This is a genomic window from Lawsonibacter sp. JLR.KK007 (genome assembly GCF_036941135.1).
Taxonomy (GTDB): Bacteria; Bacillota; Clostridia; order Oscillospirales; family Oscillospiraceae; genus Lawsonibacter.
Genome location: NZ_JAYWSY010000001.1, coordinates 999,320 through 1,014,528, shown reverse-complemented (window position 1 = coordinate 1,014,528; position 15,209 = coordinate 999,320). Strand labels below are relative to the sequence as shown.

The following is a 15,209-nucleotide window of genomic DNA, read 5'->3' as shown; positions in this document are numbered from 1 at the left end:
CTGTTTCTCGGTCCATAAACTTCCTAAAGTATTATATACATGAATATACAAAAAGAAAAGCCCTATTTTGAAATTCTTTTCAGAGGCCGTCATTTCCCGTGCGTCTCCGTCCGATGGTCCACGGCGGAGCGGAAGAGTTCCCGAACAAGTCCGCTGGTTCAGTCGGCGGCGGGCAGTCTGAACGCAAAACAACAGGGACGCTGAAAAGCGTCCCTGTTTGATCATCCGTAGAATTTGTGACCGCCGATGGTGGCGATCAGCTGCTTGTTCCGCGCGGCCCAGCTGTTGGAGCCGGAATCAAAATACAGCGCGCCTCGGGTCTCCTCCACCACGCCGCCGTCCATCACCAGCTTGGCGGCGATGGTACTGGAGGCGGAGGGCTCTGTTGCAGCCAGCACGCCGGAGGCATAGGTGCTGAACTGGTTCTTCTGCGCCAGCACGCTCTCCACCGTGTCCGGGAAAACGGGGTCGGCCACCCGGTTGAGCACAACGTTGCCCACAGCCATTTTGCCCTCCATAGGCTGATTGCCGCTCTCCCGGTGAATCACCCGGGACAGCCAGAACAGATTATCTGGATTATAAAACTCGTCCCCGCTCTGAATCGCACCGTAGCCGCTGGTGATGGTGGTCAAACCGGTCTCAGGGTCGTAGCCGACCTCAGCGTTGAACGCCTTCGCCACCACACGCAGGGGGACGATCACCTGCCCCGCCTGGGTCAGCTGCACCGTATCAGGCACATAGAGGTACCGTCCGTTGGCCTCCACATAGAGCTGTCCCACCTCGGCGGTGAGAGTCAGCTGATCTGTGACCACCCGGGCGGCGGAGCCATCCCAGCTGATCTCGGCCGTGGGGGCCAGCTGGCGGGTCATCACGGACAGTGACACATAGGTAACGCCGTTCTGCAGCTCCTTGTTCAGCTCCAGCGGCGCGGGCCGGCCGTTAATGAGCAGCTTGGAGTCCCCCGTCACCGCGATGGGCGGGACCATGGGGCTGTTGCTGTAGTCGTAGGGATCGTCCGAACTGGGTTCGGAGGCGTCAGCCTCTCCCTCATCCGGGACCTCCAGGTCCGATCCCTCATCGGGAAATTGCGCTTCAGTCTCAAGCTCCGACTCCTGAGAGACGGCGCTCTCCTCCTCTGCCACGAGGGCGGCCGCAGGCTCAGTATCGGCAGCCGCACCCATCAGGAGGAGCATGGCAAAGACGCTGAGCATCATGGAAATCAGCTTTCGCTTCATTGTCTGCACTCCTTTTTTGTTGCGAGTCATGTCAAAATTATGACAACCAGGGCCAAAATTATGACAACCAAAAGCAACCGCTGTTACTTTTGTAACCACATTGTAACCAATCATGAAATGCAAAACAAGGGCAAAACTGACTAGAATTGGTCAGCCTAAATTGTATAAGTTGTTAGAAATTCACAGGAATAGCGGCTCTTTTTCCTTCTTTCGACCACTGTTCCCAAATCTTGACAGAAAGCGTGTATCCATAAAAAAGCCCCCTGCCGGCCATGACAGCCAGCAGAAGGGCGCTCATTTGTCCTTTAAATGCCCCGGTTCAAGGTTTTTCGCAGGCGGATCTTTCCGGCCAGCGCCTGATCAATCATGTCCAGGAACTGTTCCCGGTCCTCGGGCAGGCCGCCCTTCAGCGGCAAATAATTGGAGGCGTGATTGCTGGTAAAGTGGAGGGGGGCCACGTCCAGGTGCTCGATCAGCAGGCGGCACTCCTCCAGCACATGGTCGGCGGAGCAGACTTCAAAGCGGCCGGCCAGCACATCCTCCCCCAGAGGGGTCCCTTTGGCGGGAGCGAAGGTCATAGCGGACAGGTGCCGGGGCTTCATGGCGTTGATCATTTTGGCGGTGGACAGGATATGCTCCTCCCAGTTGCCGCCCTCCCCGTTGGCCCCGGTCATGCCCAGGATTATGGTGACCCACAGGTCGATGCCCGCCTCCACCAGGCGCTGTCCGGCCAGCAGCATCTGTTCGGCGGAGCAGCCCTTGTGAATAAATTGAAGGACCTGATCACTGCCGCTCTCCACCCCCAGATAGGCCCGGGACAGCCCCGCCTCATGAAGGGCTTTCAGCTCCTCCGGCGTTTTGGACAGGGTGCTCTTGGGGCCGGCATAGAGCGTCACCTTCTCCAGCTTGGGAAAGCTCTCATAGAGCTTGCGGAGAATCTGCAGAAGCTCCCCCGTCTTCATGATAATAGCGTCGCCGTCCATAAGAAATACCCGCCGCAGCTCCGGACCGTAGTAGTCCCGGGCCATGTCGATGTCCTCCAGAATCTCAGACACCGGGCGAATACGGAAGCGCTTGGATTTGTACATGCCGCAAAAGGTGCACTGATTATTGGAGCACCCAATGGTGCATTGGAGCAGGTAGCTCTTCCACTCTCCCGGCGGACGGTAGAGCAGATCGCTGTCGTAGCGCATATCGTAAGGCTCCTTTCCTTTACAGATTTTCCACCGGCTGGCTGTCACGGAACACCTTCCGGATGTTTTTTTCCGCCTTGCTGCGGGGCAGCATCACCTCGCGTCCGCAGCCCTGACAGCGCAGCTTGAAATCCATCCCGACCCGGAGGACTAGCCATTCCGGACTGCCGCAGGGGTGGGGCTTCTTCATCTTTAGTATATCGTTGACGTGGATATCCATGCTGGCCTCCTGTCAAATAGTGCTGATTAGAATGGTAATTGGTAATTTATAATTCTAATTCGCTCTTGTTTTCGCTGCCCTCATCAACATGCGTGTTCTTATGAAGTTCAGCCACGATGATTCCAGTACACGTCACAATGACAACACACAGATACATGCAAATACCTAAAATACAGCCAAAGCCATAGCCTCCTAAACCATTAAAAAAGTTCCCTGCCAAATCAGATACAAACATTCCGCCAATAGCAACTGCAAACCCCGCTAAGATATATTTCCAAATATTTTTCATATCCTTCCTCCGTAAATTTTAATTTGTTGCTGTCATTTTTTATTATAGTGTATGGACATGACCGTTGTCAATGACGCAAAAAGGCGGACGCAGCGCGTCCGCCTTTTCGGAGGGATTCTGTTTACTTAGCCAGCGCTGCAGTATCGATGGCGATCATCAGCTCCTCGTTGGTGGGGATCAGCAGGACCTTTGCCTTGGAGTCCGCGGCGGAGATGACCTTCTCCTCTCCCCGGACATCATTGGCGGCGGCGTCCAGCTTCACGCCCATGTACTCCAGACCCTCGCAGACCATGGAGCGGATCGCCTTGTCGTTCTCGCCCACACCGGCGGTGAAGATGACCGCGTCCACCCCGCCCATAGCGGCGGCATAAGCGCCCACGTACTTCTTCACCTCATAGGCAAACTTCTTCTGAGCCAGCGCGGCCTTCTCATCGCCCTTGCCGGCGGCGGACTCCAGGTCACGGAAGTCGGAGCTGACACAGCTCAGGCCCTCCACACCGGACTTCTTGTTCAGGATGTTCAGCATCTCATCGATCCCCATCCCGTACTGATTCATCAGGTACTGGAGGATACCCGCATCAATATCGCCGCAGCGGGTGCCCATCGGCAGTCCGGCCAGAGGGGTGAAGCCCATGGAGGTATCTACACTCTTTCCGCCGTCCACAGCGGTGATGGAGGAACCGTTGCCCAGATGGCAGGAGATGAGCTTCAGCTCCTCGATGGGTTTGCCCAGCATGGCGGCGGCCCGCTGGGTGACATACTTGTGGGAGGTGCCGTGGAAGCCGTAGCGGCGGACCTTGTCCTTCTCATAATACTCATAGGGCAGGGCGTACATATAGGCGGCGGCGGGCATGGTCTGATGGAAGGCGGTATCGAACACGGCCACCATGGGGGTGCCGGGCATCAGAGCCTGACAGGCCCTGATCCCGATGATATTGGCGGGATTGTGGAGAGGAGCCAGAGGGTTGCACTCCTCGATGGCGGCCATCACCTCATCGGTGATCAGAACGGACCGGGCAAACTTCTCGCCGCCGTGGACCACCCGGTGACCGACCGCGTCGATCTCCTTCATAGAGCCGATCACGCCGTTTTTGGCGTCCACCAGGGCGTCCAGCACGGCCTTGATGGCCTCATTGTGGGTGGGCATGGCCACATCGGCCTCTTTGACGGGTTCCTTGCCCTCGGGCTTATAGGTAAACTTGCCGTCGATACCGATGCGCTCGCACAGGCCCTTGGCCAGCACCTGCTGGGTCTCGGGGTTGAGCAGCTGGTACTTCAGCGAAGAGCTGCCGGCGTTGATAACCAAAATATTCATGGGGATCGTCTCCTTCTCAAATCAAATTTGGGTTGCCTCTCACCGAAGAATGTACTAAAATAGAGGCAGCCCGGATGATGCTTCTATTTTAACGCTTTTTCTTCTCGGGGACAACCACTTTTTCACATTTCATCCAAATATTTTTTACCGGGAGGTCCGCCCTTGAAAACGATCGGGATCGTCGCCGAATACAACCCCTTCCATACCGGACACGCCTGGCACATCGCAGAAACCCGCCGGCTCTTTTCGGAGGAGACCGCCATTGTGTCCGTTATGAGCGGCAACTGGGTCCAGCGGGGGGAGTGCGCCATTACGGACAAATGGACCCGGACCGGAATGGCCCTGGCCGGAGGCGTTGACCTGGTGCTGGAGCTGCCTACGGTGTGGGCAGCCGCCTCAGCGGAGGGCTTTGCCAGAGGCGCGATGGCCATTCTGGAGGCCGCCGGAGTGGTGGACATCCTCTCCTTCGGCAGTGAGTGCGGGGAGGTCCAACCGCTGAAAGCACTGGCCCAGTGCCTCAACAGCCCGGAGTTTTCCCAGGCCCTGCGCCAGGAGCTGGGGCCGAAACAATCCTTCGCCCAGCGCCGCCGCGCGGCGGCAGAGCGTCTGCTGGGACCGGAACAGGCCGCCCTCCTGGATACGCCCAACAACAACCTGGGGGTGGAGTACCTCCGCTTCCTGCCCGCCGGAATGGACGCGGTCACCATCCCCCGCCGGGGCGCGGCCCACGATGGGGATGCCGCAGACGGCTTTGTCTCCGCCTCCCTCCTGCGCCGGTGGCTCCGGGCGGGAGAGACAGACCAGGCCGCCCCCTTCCTGTCCCTGCCCTGGACGGGAGAGTCCACAGACCTGAGATGGTGCGAGCGGGCGCTCATCGCCCGGCTGCGCTCCATGACGCTGGAGGAGGCGGAATCCCTCCCGGACAGCGGCGACGGCCTGGCCGCCCGCCTGCTGTACGCCGCCCGGCAGACCGCCGGGCTGGACACACTGTACGCACTGGCCAAGACCAGGACCTACGCCCATGCCCGGGTGCGGCGGCTGGCCCTTTACGCCCTGCTGGGCCTGCGGAACCAGGATATCCCCGCCGCCCCCCCCTACATCCGGGTACTGGGGTTCAACAGACGGGGGCAGGCGCTGCTGAGAGAGATGAACCGCCGGGCCGCCCTCCCCTTCTTCGTCAAGGCCGCCCACATCCACGACAGGACCTTCCGCCGCTTTTCCCAGGATGCGCAGACGCTTTTCGCTCTGGAGGAACGGTTCACCGACCTCTTTACCCTCTGCTTCCCTACGCCCCAGCCGTGCGGGCTGGAGTGGACCGCCGGTCCTGTCATGACACAGCAGGAGACGGCCCTCTGCCGTCCGCCCCGCAAGGAGAACCTATGAAAAAAACACAGGAAACCATCAGCCCGGCCTGGCGTTGGCTGGGCGTCATCACCCTTCCCCTGGCACTGGTGATCCTGTTCCAGTGGCTGAAGGGCAATCAGTCCCTCATGACGAAGTGGGTATTCGGCGTCATGGCCCCCACAGAGCAGTTTTTGGGCCGGCTCTGGGCCGTATTCCCCTTCTCAGTGGCCGAACTGCTGACCGTTCTCTTTCTGACCGGCTGTCTGGTCTGGCTGATCCGGGCGGTGGTGCTGGTGTGGCGGCAGAAAAAACTGCTGCCCCTCCTGCGCCGTCTGGCCGCGCTGGCCGCAGCCTGGCTCTGGCTGTGGGCGGGACTGTGCTGGCTGTGGAACGCCGCCTACTACATCCCCACCTTCTCCCAGCGGGAGGGCCTGGAGACCAGCCCCTGCTCTGTAGAGGAGCTGGCTGCGGTCACCGAATTCTTCGCCCGGCAGGCCGCCGCTCTGGCCCCCCAGATGCCCAGGGACAGCGAGGGGCATTTCGTCAAAGATCTGTCCGGCTGGTTTGAGGGCGCCCCGGCCGTCTATCAAGCGGTCTCGGAGCAGTTCCCTTCCCTGTTCATAAATTCTATAAGGCCAAAACCCTTGCTGTTCTCCAGATTGCAGAGCATTTTAGGCTTTACTGGAGTCTATTTTCCGTTCACCGGCGAGGCAAATGTCAATGTAGACGCCCCCGCCTGTCTGGTGCCTGCCACCATCTCCCATGAGATGGCCCATCAGCGGATGGTATCCTCCGAGCTGGAGGCCAACTTTGTAGGAATCGCCGCCTGCACCACCTGTGATGATGCGGTGTTCCAGTATTCCGGCTGGCTGATGGGACTGATCCAGCTGTGCAATGCGTTATACTCCGTTTCTCCCGACATATGGTACGACATCGCCGGGCGCACCTTTACCCTGGAGCTGGCCATCGACTGGGAGGACAACAACGCCTACTGGAAGGCGCTGGAATCTCCGATGGAAACTGTGGCGGGCGATATGTATGACTCCTTCCTCAAGGGCAACGACCAGGAACTTGGAATCCGCTCCTATGGCGCCTGCGTAGACCTGCTGGTTCACTACTACGGCCCTGAGGCCGCGTAAAAAGCCGCCCATCGGGCGGCTTTTTTCAAGCGAACAGGCCGTAGATCAGCCGAGCCAGCAACAGGACCAGTACAACGAAGAACATGGGGCGGATGACCTTCGCTCCCCCCTTCAGCGCCAGGCTGGAGCCCACATAGTTGCCTGCAATGCCGCAGACGGCAGCGGGGATGCCCACGCTCCATATCACCTTCCCGGCCAGCGCAAAGGTGACCAGCGATGCCAGCAGGCTGGCAGAATTGGCCAGCTTGGTGTTGCCGGACGCAGTCAGCAGGTCAAACCGGCACAGCCCGGTAAAGGCCAGCATCAAAAATGTCCCCGCCCCCGGACCGAAGAAGCCGTCGTAGCAGCCGATTACCAGCCCGATCCCCAGGGACATCGCCATCAGCTGGAGCGTGCCTAACTCTGCGGAGCGGTCCTCCTGTCCAAAATTTCGTTTCATCAGCAGGACAACGGCCATCACCGGAACCACGGCCAGCATCACATAGTACAGCACCTGCTCCGGCATGATCAGGTTGATCTGAACACCGATCCAGGCCCCCACCAGCGCGCCGGCCGCGCCGGCCACAGCGGTGGGAAGGTGGACGTCGCCCCGCTTCAAAAAGCGGCCTGTGGCCAAAAACGTTCCGAAGGCGTTTCCGCATTTGTTGGTTCCGGTCGCCATGTGGGCCGGAAGCCCTGCGATCAAATAGGCCGGCAGGGTGATCAGCCCGCCGCCTCCGGCCACTGCATCGATCAATCCGCCGATAAATACCAGCGGACAGACGATGACCCAAATATGTATCAGTTCTGACCATTCCATGTGTCTCTCTCCTGTTTTCCTTTAATGGACTCCCAATACTGCTTGGCAGCCTGTTCGGTTTTGTTGTCGCCATATTGATAGTAGCGGGTCCCCGCCAGCTCATCCGGCAGATACTGCTGGGCCACCCAGTGGCGGGGGAAGCTGTGTGGATACTTGTAGCCCTGGCTGCGCTCCTGCCCGGCAGAATCCGCGTGGACGTTTTGCAGTTCCCGGGGGATGCTCCCCGTCCGCCCGGCCCGGACGTCGGCCAGAGCGGCGTCGATGGCCATGCAGGCGGAGTTGGACTTGGGCGCGGTGGCCAGGAGGATCACCGCCTCGGCCAGGGGCAGCCTGGCCTCCGGAAGGCCGAGCTGAAGGGCGTTGTCCACACACGCCTTCACAATAGGGACCGCCATGGGGTAGGCCAGTCCGATATCCTCGCTGGCCGAGCACAGAATCCGGCGAATGGCGGTAATCAGATCCCCCGCCTCCAGCAGACGGGCCAGATAGTGGAGGGCGGCATCCGGGTCGGAGCCCCGGAGGGACTTCATCAGGGCGGAGGCGATGTCAAAGTGGGCGTCCCCCTCCCGGTCGTAGCGCATGGCCGACTTCTGGGCGGCGGTCTGCGCGTCCTCCAGAGTGACAAGGAGTTTCCCTTGCTCCTGTCTGGCAGCCGTGAGAAGCAGCTCGATGGCGTTCATAGCCTTGCGCACGTCCCCTCCGCAGGCGGAGGCAATATGCGTCCGAACTCCCTCCTCGCAGACCACCTCTGCGCCCAGCCGCCGTTCCATGATCCCGATGCCCCGGTCGATTGCAGGAAGCACCTCCCGGGCGGTGATCTGCTTGAACTCAAAGACGCTGGCCCGGGACAGCACCGCTCCGAACACCGCAAAAAAGGGGTTCTCCGTGGTGGAGGCGATCAGGGTGATGCGGCCATCCTCCATAAACTCCAGCAGGGACTGCTGCTGCTTCTTGTTAAAATACTGGATCTCGTCCAGGTAGAGCAGTACTCCTTCCGGGGCCAGCAGGGTGCCGATGTCCGCCATGATGTCCTTGATGTCGGAGATGGAGGCGGTGGTGGCGTTGAGCCGGTGGAGCGGACGGTTGGTCCGCTGGGCGATGATGTTGGCCACGGTGGTCTTTCCCGTCCCCGACGGGCCGTAGAAAATCAGATTTGGGACGCTGCCCCCCTCCACAATCCGGCGGAGCAGGCCGTTTTTGCCCAAAATATGGGTTTGCCCCACCACCTCGTCCAGACTGGTGGGCCGGATCTCATCCGCCAGCGGCCGGTATGCCATCGTTCCTCACGCCTTTCCCTGGGCCGCCTGGGCTGAGATCCCGGCGGCGGCCAGCATTTTTTCCTGAAACAAGTGGTTGACCAGGGCGACCGACCGGCCCACGCCGACCATGGCCGCAATGGTGCCTGCGCCGATCCCCACCAGCGGCCGGGCAAAGCAGAAGCCAACCACGATTGTGGTACAGACACAGCCCACATCAAAGATATTTTTGGTAAAGCCCTGCCCCCGTCCGATCCGTTCCGCGACGGCCTGCACGATGCCGTCCCCCGGATTGGGGACCAGCCGCATGTTCACCGTCATAGCGATGCCCAGTCCGGTCAAAAAGATGGCTGCCGCCAGCAAAGCCAGATTGGCGGGCAGACTGTGATCCGCGCTGCGGTAAGGGATCAGCATGTCAAACAGGTTGAGCAGCCAGCTGAAGATCAGGCTGACCACGATCTGGAGCAGGGTAGCAATCCGCTCCCTTTTGTCCCGCAGGATCAGCTGGACCAGCACAAAGAGGACATAGAGCACAAACGTCATATCCCCAAAGTTCAGTGAAAAAATCTGAGATATACTGTAGGCCACCGAGATGATGGGCGAGACCCCCAGCCCCGCCTTGGTGTTCAGTGTGATCCCAAAGGCCAGCACCGCCATGCCCAGGCCGTAGATCAGCCAACGACATGGATGTTTCAAGTCTGTTCGCTTCCTTCCCCGTGGTGCTCCAGCGCCCCGCCGTAGCCCTTCAGCTCCGTTCTCCGCCGCTGCCAGTCGGGCATGAGGGCGTCCATACAGGCATAAAAGCCCGGCCCGTGATCGTGGTGGAGAAAGTGGACCAGCTCATGAAGGGCCACGTAGTCCCGCAGCTCCTCCGGACACCGGGCCAGAGCGGTGTTCAGGGTGATGTACCCCTGAGTCCAGTGGCAGTTGCCCCACTGTGTCTTCAGCGGCCGCAGCTTCAGCAGTGGATAGGACACCCCCAGTGGCTGGACCAGAGGGTAGACCCGGTCCAGCGCCCCCTTCAGCAGCCGGGCGCACTCCTCCCGGGACACGTGAGGCAGAGGGGGCCTCTGCCGGGCCTTCCTCCGTTCAGAGGCTTTCTGGAGCCATCCCCTCTTCTCCCGGACAAAGTCATCCGCCTGGCCCAGGGAACAGCTCAGCGGAACGGAGAGGAACACGGCGCCGCCGTACTCCACCGATAAGATCAGCCGCTTAACGCGCTTGCGGGTCAGCGTGTAGGTAATCGGGCCATCGGGGGTGTCCACCAGCCGCAGCTGAGACATGTGCTTCACCATTTGTTCTCCACTTCCTCCGCGAAGCCCAAAAAATCCTTGACAAAGACCTCCGTGCCGTCGTCCAACAGGGCCAGGCCGGTGAACTTGCCAAAGACCTGGTGCTGCTCCGACTTGAGGACCCCCGCACTGGTATGGGCAGAGCGGTCCATGATGGGGTCGAAGCGCATCTCGAACCGGCCGTCATCGCTGGTAAACTCCCACTGGTCCATGTAGCGGCGCCGGCGCCGGCGCCCCGGGATGCGGAAGCGCACCTTGGACAGCTTGTGGGCCTTTCCGTTGTAAAAGAGCATATTCTCGGTGGCGGCGGCGGTATTTCCAAAGCCGTAGCCCAGGTTGAAGCCGAAGGTCACCCCATCCACCAGTCCGGAGGCGGACGCCCAGTACCAGGTGTTGTGGTAGGTCCACACGCCCCTCCCCCAGTCCAGCACAGCGAAGGTGTCGGAGGGGTCCATCATATACTCCTTTTCCCCCACCGTCACCTTCCCCGAGGCCCGCAGGCAGTTGATCTTCTGGTTGAAGTAGAAGTGGCCCGGCTTGTCAAAGGGGGTGCAGATAACCATGGACTCCTCCGGCTCGCCGGTCAGTTCAATATACGCATCCAGAGGGACCCGGCCGTCGAAGTGTTCCATATGGGCATAGAGCGACCGCTTGTCCTCCTCACGGCGGAAGAGCAGGGAGTAGCCGTGTCCGCCGGAGGCGCTGTCCCCCTCCAGCGAGGAGGAGGGCATGCCAGTATTCCCCATGGGCAGCAGACGCATGGGGCTTTTCGTTACCTGGGTATTGTCCCAGAAATCCAGCAGAGAGATGGAGTCCAGCCCCATATAGCTGTTATCCGCAATGGTCAGCGCCAGAGCAAACTGCCCGTTCATCACCAGATAGTAGTCCCACTCCTTGATGCGCAGGGCATGGCCCTTTACGTCATTCCGGTCATAGACAGGCAGCATCCGCTTTGCGTAGCCCGCCTCCCGCAGGTTCCCGTCCCGGTCCAGCAGCGGGCCCGCTTTGGTGATCTCGTGCTGCTCCATAGCTCTCCGCCCCCTTTCGTTCCCGCTCATTATACTGTAAAATCGCTCATCCTGCAATCGTTTTCTTTGCCATTTTCCAATGGACAGGCAAGGATCTGCCCGCGTCCGCATAAGGTTTTTGAGAAGCGCTTGAGAATGCGAGGTGGAACTATGGGGAAGCTGGTGGGAAAGGCTCAGTACCGGGACATCCTGCTGGGAGCTGGACTGCTCTGGGCCACTCTGGCGCTGGTCCTGTGGCCGGAGCAGTCTATGGAGGCAATGCGGGACGGCCTTCGGCTGTGCGGCAACGTGATCCTCCCCTCCCTGTTCCCCTTTTTTGTGCTGTCCTCCCTGGTGGTCGAGCTTGGGATGTCCCGGTACCTGGGAAAGCTGCTGGAGCCGGTGATGGCCCCCCTCTTCCGGGTGAACGGGAACTGCGCCGCCGCCCTGGCTCTGGGATTTATCGGCGGGTATCCGGTGGGAGCCCGGACGGCCATCCAGATCTATGAGAACGGCCAGTGCACCCGGACTGAGGCGGAGCGGATGCTGGCTTTTTGCAACAACAGCGGCCCCGCCTTTATCCTGGGCGTGGTGGGCGCCGGGGTCTTTGGCAGCGGAACGGCGGGACTGCTCCTCTATCTGGCCCATCTGCTGGCCTCCCTGACGGTTGGGGCGCTGTTCCGCTTCTACAAGCCAAGAGAAGGCCCCCAGACCGTCCGGAGCCGGGGGCCGCAGTTCCAGACGGTTAGTTTCCCCAGAGCCTTTACCAGCTCGGTGACCGGAGCCCTCCAGTCCACCCTGAACATCTGCGCCTTCATTCTGTTTTTCACCGTATTCCTGCGCATCCTGGCCAGTGCAGGGATCTTAGAGGCATTGGGCCGTCTTCTCTCCGTCCTGCTGGCCCCTCTGGGCATGGATCAGACCTGGGCGGAGCGCCTGCTCACCGGGCTGGTGGAGGTGTCCTCCGGGGTATCCTCCCTCACCGACGGCGCTCTGTCCGGCCGGCTGTCCATGGCAGCCTTTATGCTGGGCTGGGCGGGCGTATCGGTCCACTGCCAGGTGCTGGCCTTTTTAGGCGACAGCGGACTGTCCGCAAGCACCTATGTGGCGGGCAAGCTGCTCCACGGCACGATCTCCGCCGTATTGGTCCGCCTGCTGTTCCAGGCGGTCCCCCTGAGCAGCCCCGCTTCCGTCTATCTGGCAGAGCAGACAGAGGCCATCGCGCACCTGGATTTTCAGCGGGCGCTTACCCTCTCCGCCGTCGCCTCCTGGGGGGTATGGCTGTTATTCTTAGCGCTCACCGTCTATGTGGTGCAAAAAAACAGTGGAAAAGAGGGACGGCGTGTAGTATAATGATTCCAACCAGACCAGACGGAAGGAAGTGATTTGCCATCAAGCTGTTTCAGACATCCATTGAGCCCCGCTGCGCCTACTGTGCCCGGGGACGGGGGTTAGATCAGGATCAGGTGATCTGTCCCAAAAAGGGGGTCATGTCCGCTGGTTCCCACTGCAGCTCCTTCCGGTATGATCCGCTGAAGCGGGTGCCGCCCCGCCCGGCCAAGCTGTCTTCCGGACACCTGTCTGAGGAGGACTTCAAGCTCTAGCACCCGACGGATTTACTGTAAAGTTTTTTCCTTTATAGCAAATCCTGTCATAAAATGCGGTGATTGTTTCAGAAAATCCGACCAATTTCAAATTTTCCAAGTTTCAGGTCCGCCCCTCCCTGTAAAGTCGTTGCCTTTACAGGGAGGGGCGTTCCTGCATCAAAAGTTTTCCTGATATTCCGTCCTGGAACGACTCAAATAGTTTTCTGTCGCCCCTCTCTGTGCCGAAGTCCGTCGTTTGAAGCATTTTTCTGCGATATCTTTCTCTTTTCCTATCCATACAAACACTATATAATGTGCCCATCAAGCCTTCCAACGGAAAGGAGACACTATATCATGGAAATGAAGATTGCAACCCGCCAGTGCGCTGATCAGACCGGAAAACAGCGCCGCTTCCACTATTTTCTCACCGTCGACCAGGAAGAGACGGCCCAACTTTTCTGCGAAAACTATGGCGTCCGCATTACCGAGGAGCACGGGGAGGCCGCCTTCATTCCCGGCATCACCACCAGCGCCCGGCGCATTGACGAGCTGATGACCCTTTTGGTAGACAATCGGGTCGGTCCTGCTGGGCTGGCTGACGTGGTAGCCGACTGGCTGTAAAGTTATTTTCTTAACAGGGCCTCTCCTTATTTTTTGCCGCCCAGCTTTTGCATCAGCACGACGAACAGGGCAATCACGCCCAGCACGACGAAGATGCCCAGCATCCCCTGCCCCAGCATCTCCAGGGCCTGGATCAGATTTTCGTTCATAGCAGTTCCCTCCTCTATCACATGTTGGCAAAATACTGCAGCACTACGCCGCCGGCTACGACCGAGGCGATTTGGCCGGACACATTGGCGGCAATCGCGTGCATCAGCAGATGGTTCTGGCTGTCCGCCTCCTGTCCCAGCTTCTCAATGACCCGGGAAGACATGGGGAACGCGGAGATCCCCGCCGCGCCGACCATAGGGTTGATCCTGTTGCCGGGTGTGAAAAGGTTCAGAATCTTGACAAAGAACACGCCTGCCATGGAATCCAGCACAAAGGCCACCAAACCCAGACACATGATCATAAAGGTCTCCCACCGGACAAACTGGTCCGCCTTCATAGAGAAGGAAATGGTGATGCCCAGCAGCAGGGTAATCAGATTGGCCAGGTCGTTCTGGGCGGTGTTGGAGAGGGTGGACAGCACGCCGCACTCTCGGATCAGGTTGCCGAACATCAGGAAGCCCACCAGCGCCACTGAGGCGGGAGCTACCAGACCGGCAATGGCCGTCACAACGATAGGAAACAGGATGCGCATCCGGCGGGTGACCCCCTGGGGCTTGTAGGGCATGCGCATAGCCCTGTCCTCTTTGGTGGTGACCAGCTTGATGGCAAAGGGCTGGATGATGGGTACCAAAGCCATATAGGAGTAGGCCGCCACCGCGATGGCGCCCACGTAATTGGACCGCAGAGTCTGGGACACCAGCAGCGAGGTGGGGCCGTCCGCAGCGCCGATGATGCCGATGGAGGCCGCGTCCTTCAGGTCAAAGCCCAGCACCACGGCGATGATGATGGTGAGGAAAATCCCCGCCTGCGCCGCCGCACCACACAGGAAAAGCTTGGGGTTGGCCAGCAGGGGGCCGAAGTCGATCATAGCGCCGATGCCGATGAACAGCAGCAGGGGCATGGCCTCACTGGCCTCAATGCCCGTCTCAAAGAGCCACTGGATGATGCCAGGGGTTTCCCCGATCCCGGCACTGAACTGGTTGATCACGCCAGACAGGGGCAGATTCACCAAGATTGCGCCGAAGCCCATAGGCATGAGCAGCGCAGGCTCAAAGCCCTTTTCAATGGCCAGGTAGATGAGCAGGCCGCCAATGACATACATGACCAGCTGCTGCCAGGTAATGGACAAGAGGCCCTGCCAGAGGAAGGAAAAATCCATAGTTCTTGCACTCCTTTTTTCTTTAGCCTTTCCAGATTTGAAGCATCTATCAAAAAAGACCTGCGTTCCGAATCATCGGAACGCAGGTCTGGTCATTTCAGGCACAGCCAGAGCGGCCTTACAGACCGCACATGCTTGTTGACTGGTGCCGCGCGCTGGTCAGGACGCGCCGACTACTCCCCTTTGTTGCAGGGGTATGTTACCACAGGCGTCAAATTTTGTCAAGGACAATTTTAATTATCCCTGACTGCGGTCCTTCTGGGGCACCATGATCCGCAGATGGGATCCCTCGCCGCACTTCCCCTTCTCGTCATGGACCTCAAGGTCAAACCACATCTTCCGCCGCTCGATCTCCCGCAGGGTGGCGGTGGCAGTCACCTTCATCCCCACCGGAGTGGGGGCCAGATGGCGGATGTGGGCCTCCGCGCCTACGGTGGTCATGCCCTCCTCCAGATACTCCTGGGCCAGCTCCAGGGCGCAGGCCTCCATCAGAGCCAGCATGTTGGGGGTGGACAGAATCTTCGCCCCCGCCGCACCGATGCGCTTGGCGGTCATGGTGTCGTCTACCGTCCAGGTCAGACTGTGCTGGGTGGGTTTTTCCATT

General features: G+C 59.8%; 17 protein-coding genes. 4 read left to right on the top strand and 13 right to left on the bottom strand.

Annotated elements, in window-relative coordinates; all coding sequences use genetic code 11:
• Positions 1-221: 221 nt before the first annotated feature.
• From VV088_RS05740 to VV088_RS05720, 5 genes are all read right to left on the bottom strand, one after another.
• Entirely contained in the window at positions 222-1,235 is a 1,014-nt protein-coding gene (locus tag VV088_RS05740; protein ID WP_334599820.1) for a cell wall hydrolase, read from the bottom strand.
• A 305-nt stretch (positions 1,236-1,540) separates the two neighbouring features.
• Positions 1,541-2,428 carry a B12-binding domain-containing radical SAM protein gene (locus tag VV088_RS05735; protein ID WP_334599818.1) on the bottom strand — a complete coding sequence of 296 codons (888 nt, stop codon included), beginning with the start codon at positions 2,426-2,428 and terminating at the stop codon, positions 1,541-1,543.
• Between the two features lie 19 nt (positions 2,429-2,447).
• Positions 2,448-2,648: a DUF951 domain-containing protein gene (locus VV088_RS05730; RefSeq protein ID WP_334599817.1), complete on the bottom strand. Its 201-nt coding sequence runs from the start codon at positions 2,646-2,648 to the stop codon at positions 2,448-2,450.
• A gap of 46 nt (positions 2,649-2,694) precedes the next feature.
• On the bottom strand, positions 2,695-2,937 hold the full coding sequence (locus VV088_RS05725; RefSeq protein ID WP_334599816.1) for a hypothetical protein: 243 nt from the start codon (positions 2,935-2,937) through the stop codon (positions 2,695-2,697).
• Positions 2,938-3,058: 121 nt separating this feature from the next.
• Positions 3,059-4,252 (bottom strand): acetate/propionate family kinase, encoded by a 1,194-nt coding sequence (locus VV088_RS05720; protein WP_334599815.1) that lies wholly within the window; start codon positions 4,250-4,252, stop codon positions 3,059-3,061.
• A 162-nt stretch (positions 4,253-4,414) separates the two neighbouring features.
• Here VV088_RS05720 and VV088_RS05715 point away from each other — a divergent pair, with 162 nt between their 5' ends.
• Positions 4,415-5,635 (top strand): tRNA(Met) cytidine acetate ligase, encoded by a 1,221-nt coding sequence (locus VV088_RS05715; RefSeq protein WP_334599814.1) that lies wholly within the window; start codon positions 4,415-4,417, stop codon positions 5,633-5,635.
• On the top strand, positions 5,632-6,735 hold the full coding sequence (locus VV088_RS05710) for a DUF3810 domain-containing protein (protein WP_334599812.1): 1,104 nt from the start codon (positions 5,632-5,634) through the stop codon (positions 6,733-6,735). Before VV088_RS05715 ends, VV088_RS05710 begins: the two co-directional genes overlap by 4 nt.
• Positions 6,736-6,760: 25 nt before the next feature.
• Here VV088_RS05710 and VV088_RS05705 read toward each other — a convergent pair whose 3' ends face one another.
• The 5 genes from VV088_RS05705 to VV088_RS05685 are packed head-to-tail and all read right to left on the bottom strand — an operon-like array spanning position 6,761 to position 11,110.
• Positions 6,761-7,534 carry a sulfite exporter TauE/SafE family protein gene (locus VV088_RS05705; protein WP_334599811.1) on the bottom strand — a complete coding sequence of 258 codons (774 nt, stop codon included), beginning with the start codon at positions 7,532-7,534 and terminating at the stop codon, positions 6,761-6,763.
• Positions 7,516-8,811 (bottom strand): replication-associated recombination protein A, encoded by a 1,296-nt coding sequence (locus VV088_RS05700; protein ID WP_334599810.1) that lies wholly within the window; start codon positions 8,809-8,811, stop codon positions 7,516-7,518. The genes VV088_RS05705 and VV088_RS05700 overlap by 19 nt, the downstream gene beginning before the upstream one ends.
• A gap of 6 nt (positions 8,812-8,817) precedes the next feature.
• Entirely contained in the window at positions 8,818-9,486 is a 669-nt protein-coding gene (locus VV088_RS05695; RefSeq protein WP_334599809.1) for a YczE/YyaS/YitT family protein, read from the bottom strand.
• Entirely contained in the window at positions 9,483-10,085 is a 603-nt protein-coding gene (locus VV088_RS05690; RefSeq protein ID WP_334599807.1) for a M48 family metallopeptidase, read from the bottom strand. The genes VV088_RS05695 and VV088_RS05690 overlap by 4 nt, the downstream gene beginning before the upstream one ends.
• Positions 10,079-11,110, bottom strand: a complete 1,032-nt coding sequence (locus VV088_RS05685) for a DUF2804 domain-containing protein (protein ID WP_334599806.1) — start codon at positions 11,108-11,110, stop codon at positions 10,079-10,081. The genes VV088_RS05690 and VV088_RS05685 overlap by 7 nt, the downstream gene beginning before the upstream one ends.
• Positions 11,111-11,260: 150 nt before the next feature.
• Here VV088_RS05685 and VV088_RS05680 point away from each other — a divergent pair, with 150 nt between their 5' ends.
• Positions 11,261-12,442, top strand: coding sequence for a nucleoside recognition domain-containing protein (locus VV088_RS05680; RefSeq protein ID WP_334599805.1), 1,182 nt, complete (start codon positions 11,261-11,263; stop codon positions 12,440-12,442).
• A 587-nt stretch (positions 12,443-13,029) separates the two neighbouring features.
• Positions 13,030-13,296, top strand: a complete 267-nt coding sequence (locus VV088_RS05675; protein WP_334599804.1) for a DUF6514 family protein — start codon at positions 13,030-13,032, stop codon at positions 13,294-13,296.
• A 26-nt stretch (positions 13,297-13,322) separates the two neighbouring features.
• Here VV088_RS05675 and VV088_RS05670 read toward each other — a convergent pair whose 3' ends face one another.
• From VV088_RS05670 to VV088_RS05660, 3 genes are all read right to left on the bottom strand, one after another.
• A complete protein-coding gene (locus VV088_RS05670; protein ID WP_334599803.1) occupies positions 13,323-13,445 on the bottom strand; it encodes a sodium pump decarboxylase gamma subunit in 123 nt (40 codons plus the stop codon).
• Between the two features lie 17 nt (positions 13,446-13,462).
• Positions 13,463-14,605 (bottom strand): sodium ion-translocating decarboxylase subunit beta, encoded by a 1,143-nt coding sequence (locus tag VV088_RS05665; protein ID WP_334599802.1) that lies wholly within the window; start codon positions 14,603-14,605, stop codon positions 13,463-13,465.
• Between the two features lie 237 nt (positions 14,606-14,842).
• Entirely contained in the window at positions 14,843-15,208 is a 366-nt protein-coding gene (locus VV088_RS05660) for a thioesterase family protein (protein ID WP_334599801.1), read from the bottom strand.
• Position 15,209 lies beyond the last annotated feature (1 nt).

Bases quoted from the DNA above. Each gene is read 5' to 3' on its own strand.
- VV088_RS05735 (WP_334599818.1), bottom strand. From the start codon at position 2,428: ATGCGCTACGACAGCGATCTGCTCTACCGTCCGCCGGGAGAGTGGAAG.
- VV088_RS05690 (WP_334599807.1), bottom strand. From the start codon at position 10,085: ATGGTGAAGCACATGTCTCAGCTGCGGCTGGTGGACACCCCCGATGGC.
- VV088_RS05685 (WP_334599806.1), bottom strand. From the start codon at position 11,110: ATGGAGCAGCACGAGATCACCAAAGCGGGCCCGCTGCTGGACCGGGAC.
- VV088_RS05730 (WP_334599817.1), bottom strand. From the start codon at position 2,648: ATGGATATCCACGTCAACGATATACTAAAGATGAAGAAGCCCCACCCC.
- VV088_RS05675 (WP_334599804.1), top strand. From the start codon at position 13,030: ATGGAAATGAAGATTGCAACCCGCCAGTGCGCTGATCAGACCGGAAAA.
- VV088_RS05680 (WP_334599805.1), top strand. From the start codon at position 11,261: ATGGGGAAGCTGGTGGGAAAGGCTCAGTACCGGGACATCCTGCTGGGA.
- VV088_RS05705 (WP_334599811.1), bottom strand. From the start codon at position 7,534: ATGGAATGGTCAGAACTGATACATATTTGGGTCATCGTCTGTCCGCTG.
- VV088_RS05665 (WP_334599802.1), bottom strand. From the start codon at position 14,605: ATGGATTTTTCCTTCCTCTGGCAGGGCCTCTTGTCCATTACCTGGCAG.
- VV088_RS05740 (WP_334599820.1), bottom strand. From the start codon at position 1,235: ATGAAGCGAAAGCTGATTTCCATGATGCTCAGCGTCTTTGCCATGCTC.
- VV088_RS05700 (WP_334599810.1), bottom strand. From the start codon at position 8,811: ATGGCATACCGGCCGCTGGCGGATGAGATCCGGCCCACCAGTCTGGAC.
- VV088_RS05725 (WP_334599816.1), bottom strand. From the start codon at position 2,937: ATGAAAAATATTTGGAAATATATCTTAGCGGGGTTTGCAGTTGCTATT.
- VV088_RS05660 (WP_334599801.1), bottom strand. From the start codon at position 15,208: ATGGAAAAACCCACCCAGCACAGTCTGACCTGGACGGTAGACGACACC.
- VV088_RS05710 (WP_334599812.1), top strand. From the start codon at position 5,632: ATGAAAAAAACACAGGAAACCATCAGCCCGGCCTGGCGTTGGCTGGGC.
- VV088_RS05670 (WP_334599803.1), bottom strand. From the start codon at position 13,445: ATGAACGAAAATCTGATCCAGGCCCTGGAGATGCTGGGGCAGGGGATG.
- VV088_RS05720 (WP_334599815.1), bottom strand. From the start codon at position 4,252: ATGAATATTTTGGTTATCAACGCCGGCAGCTCTTCGCTGAAGTACCAG.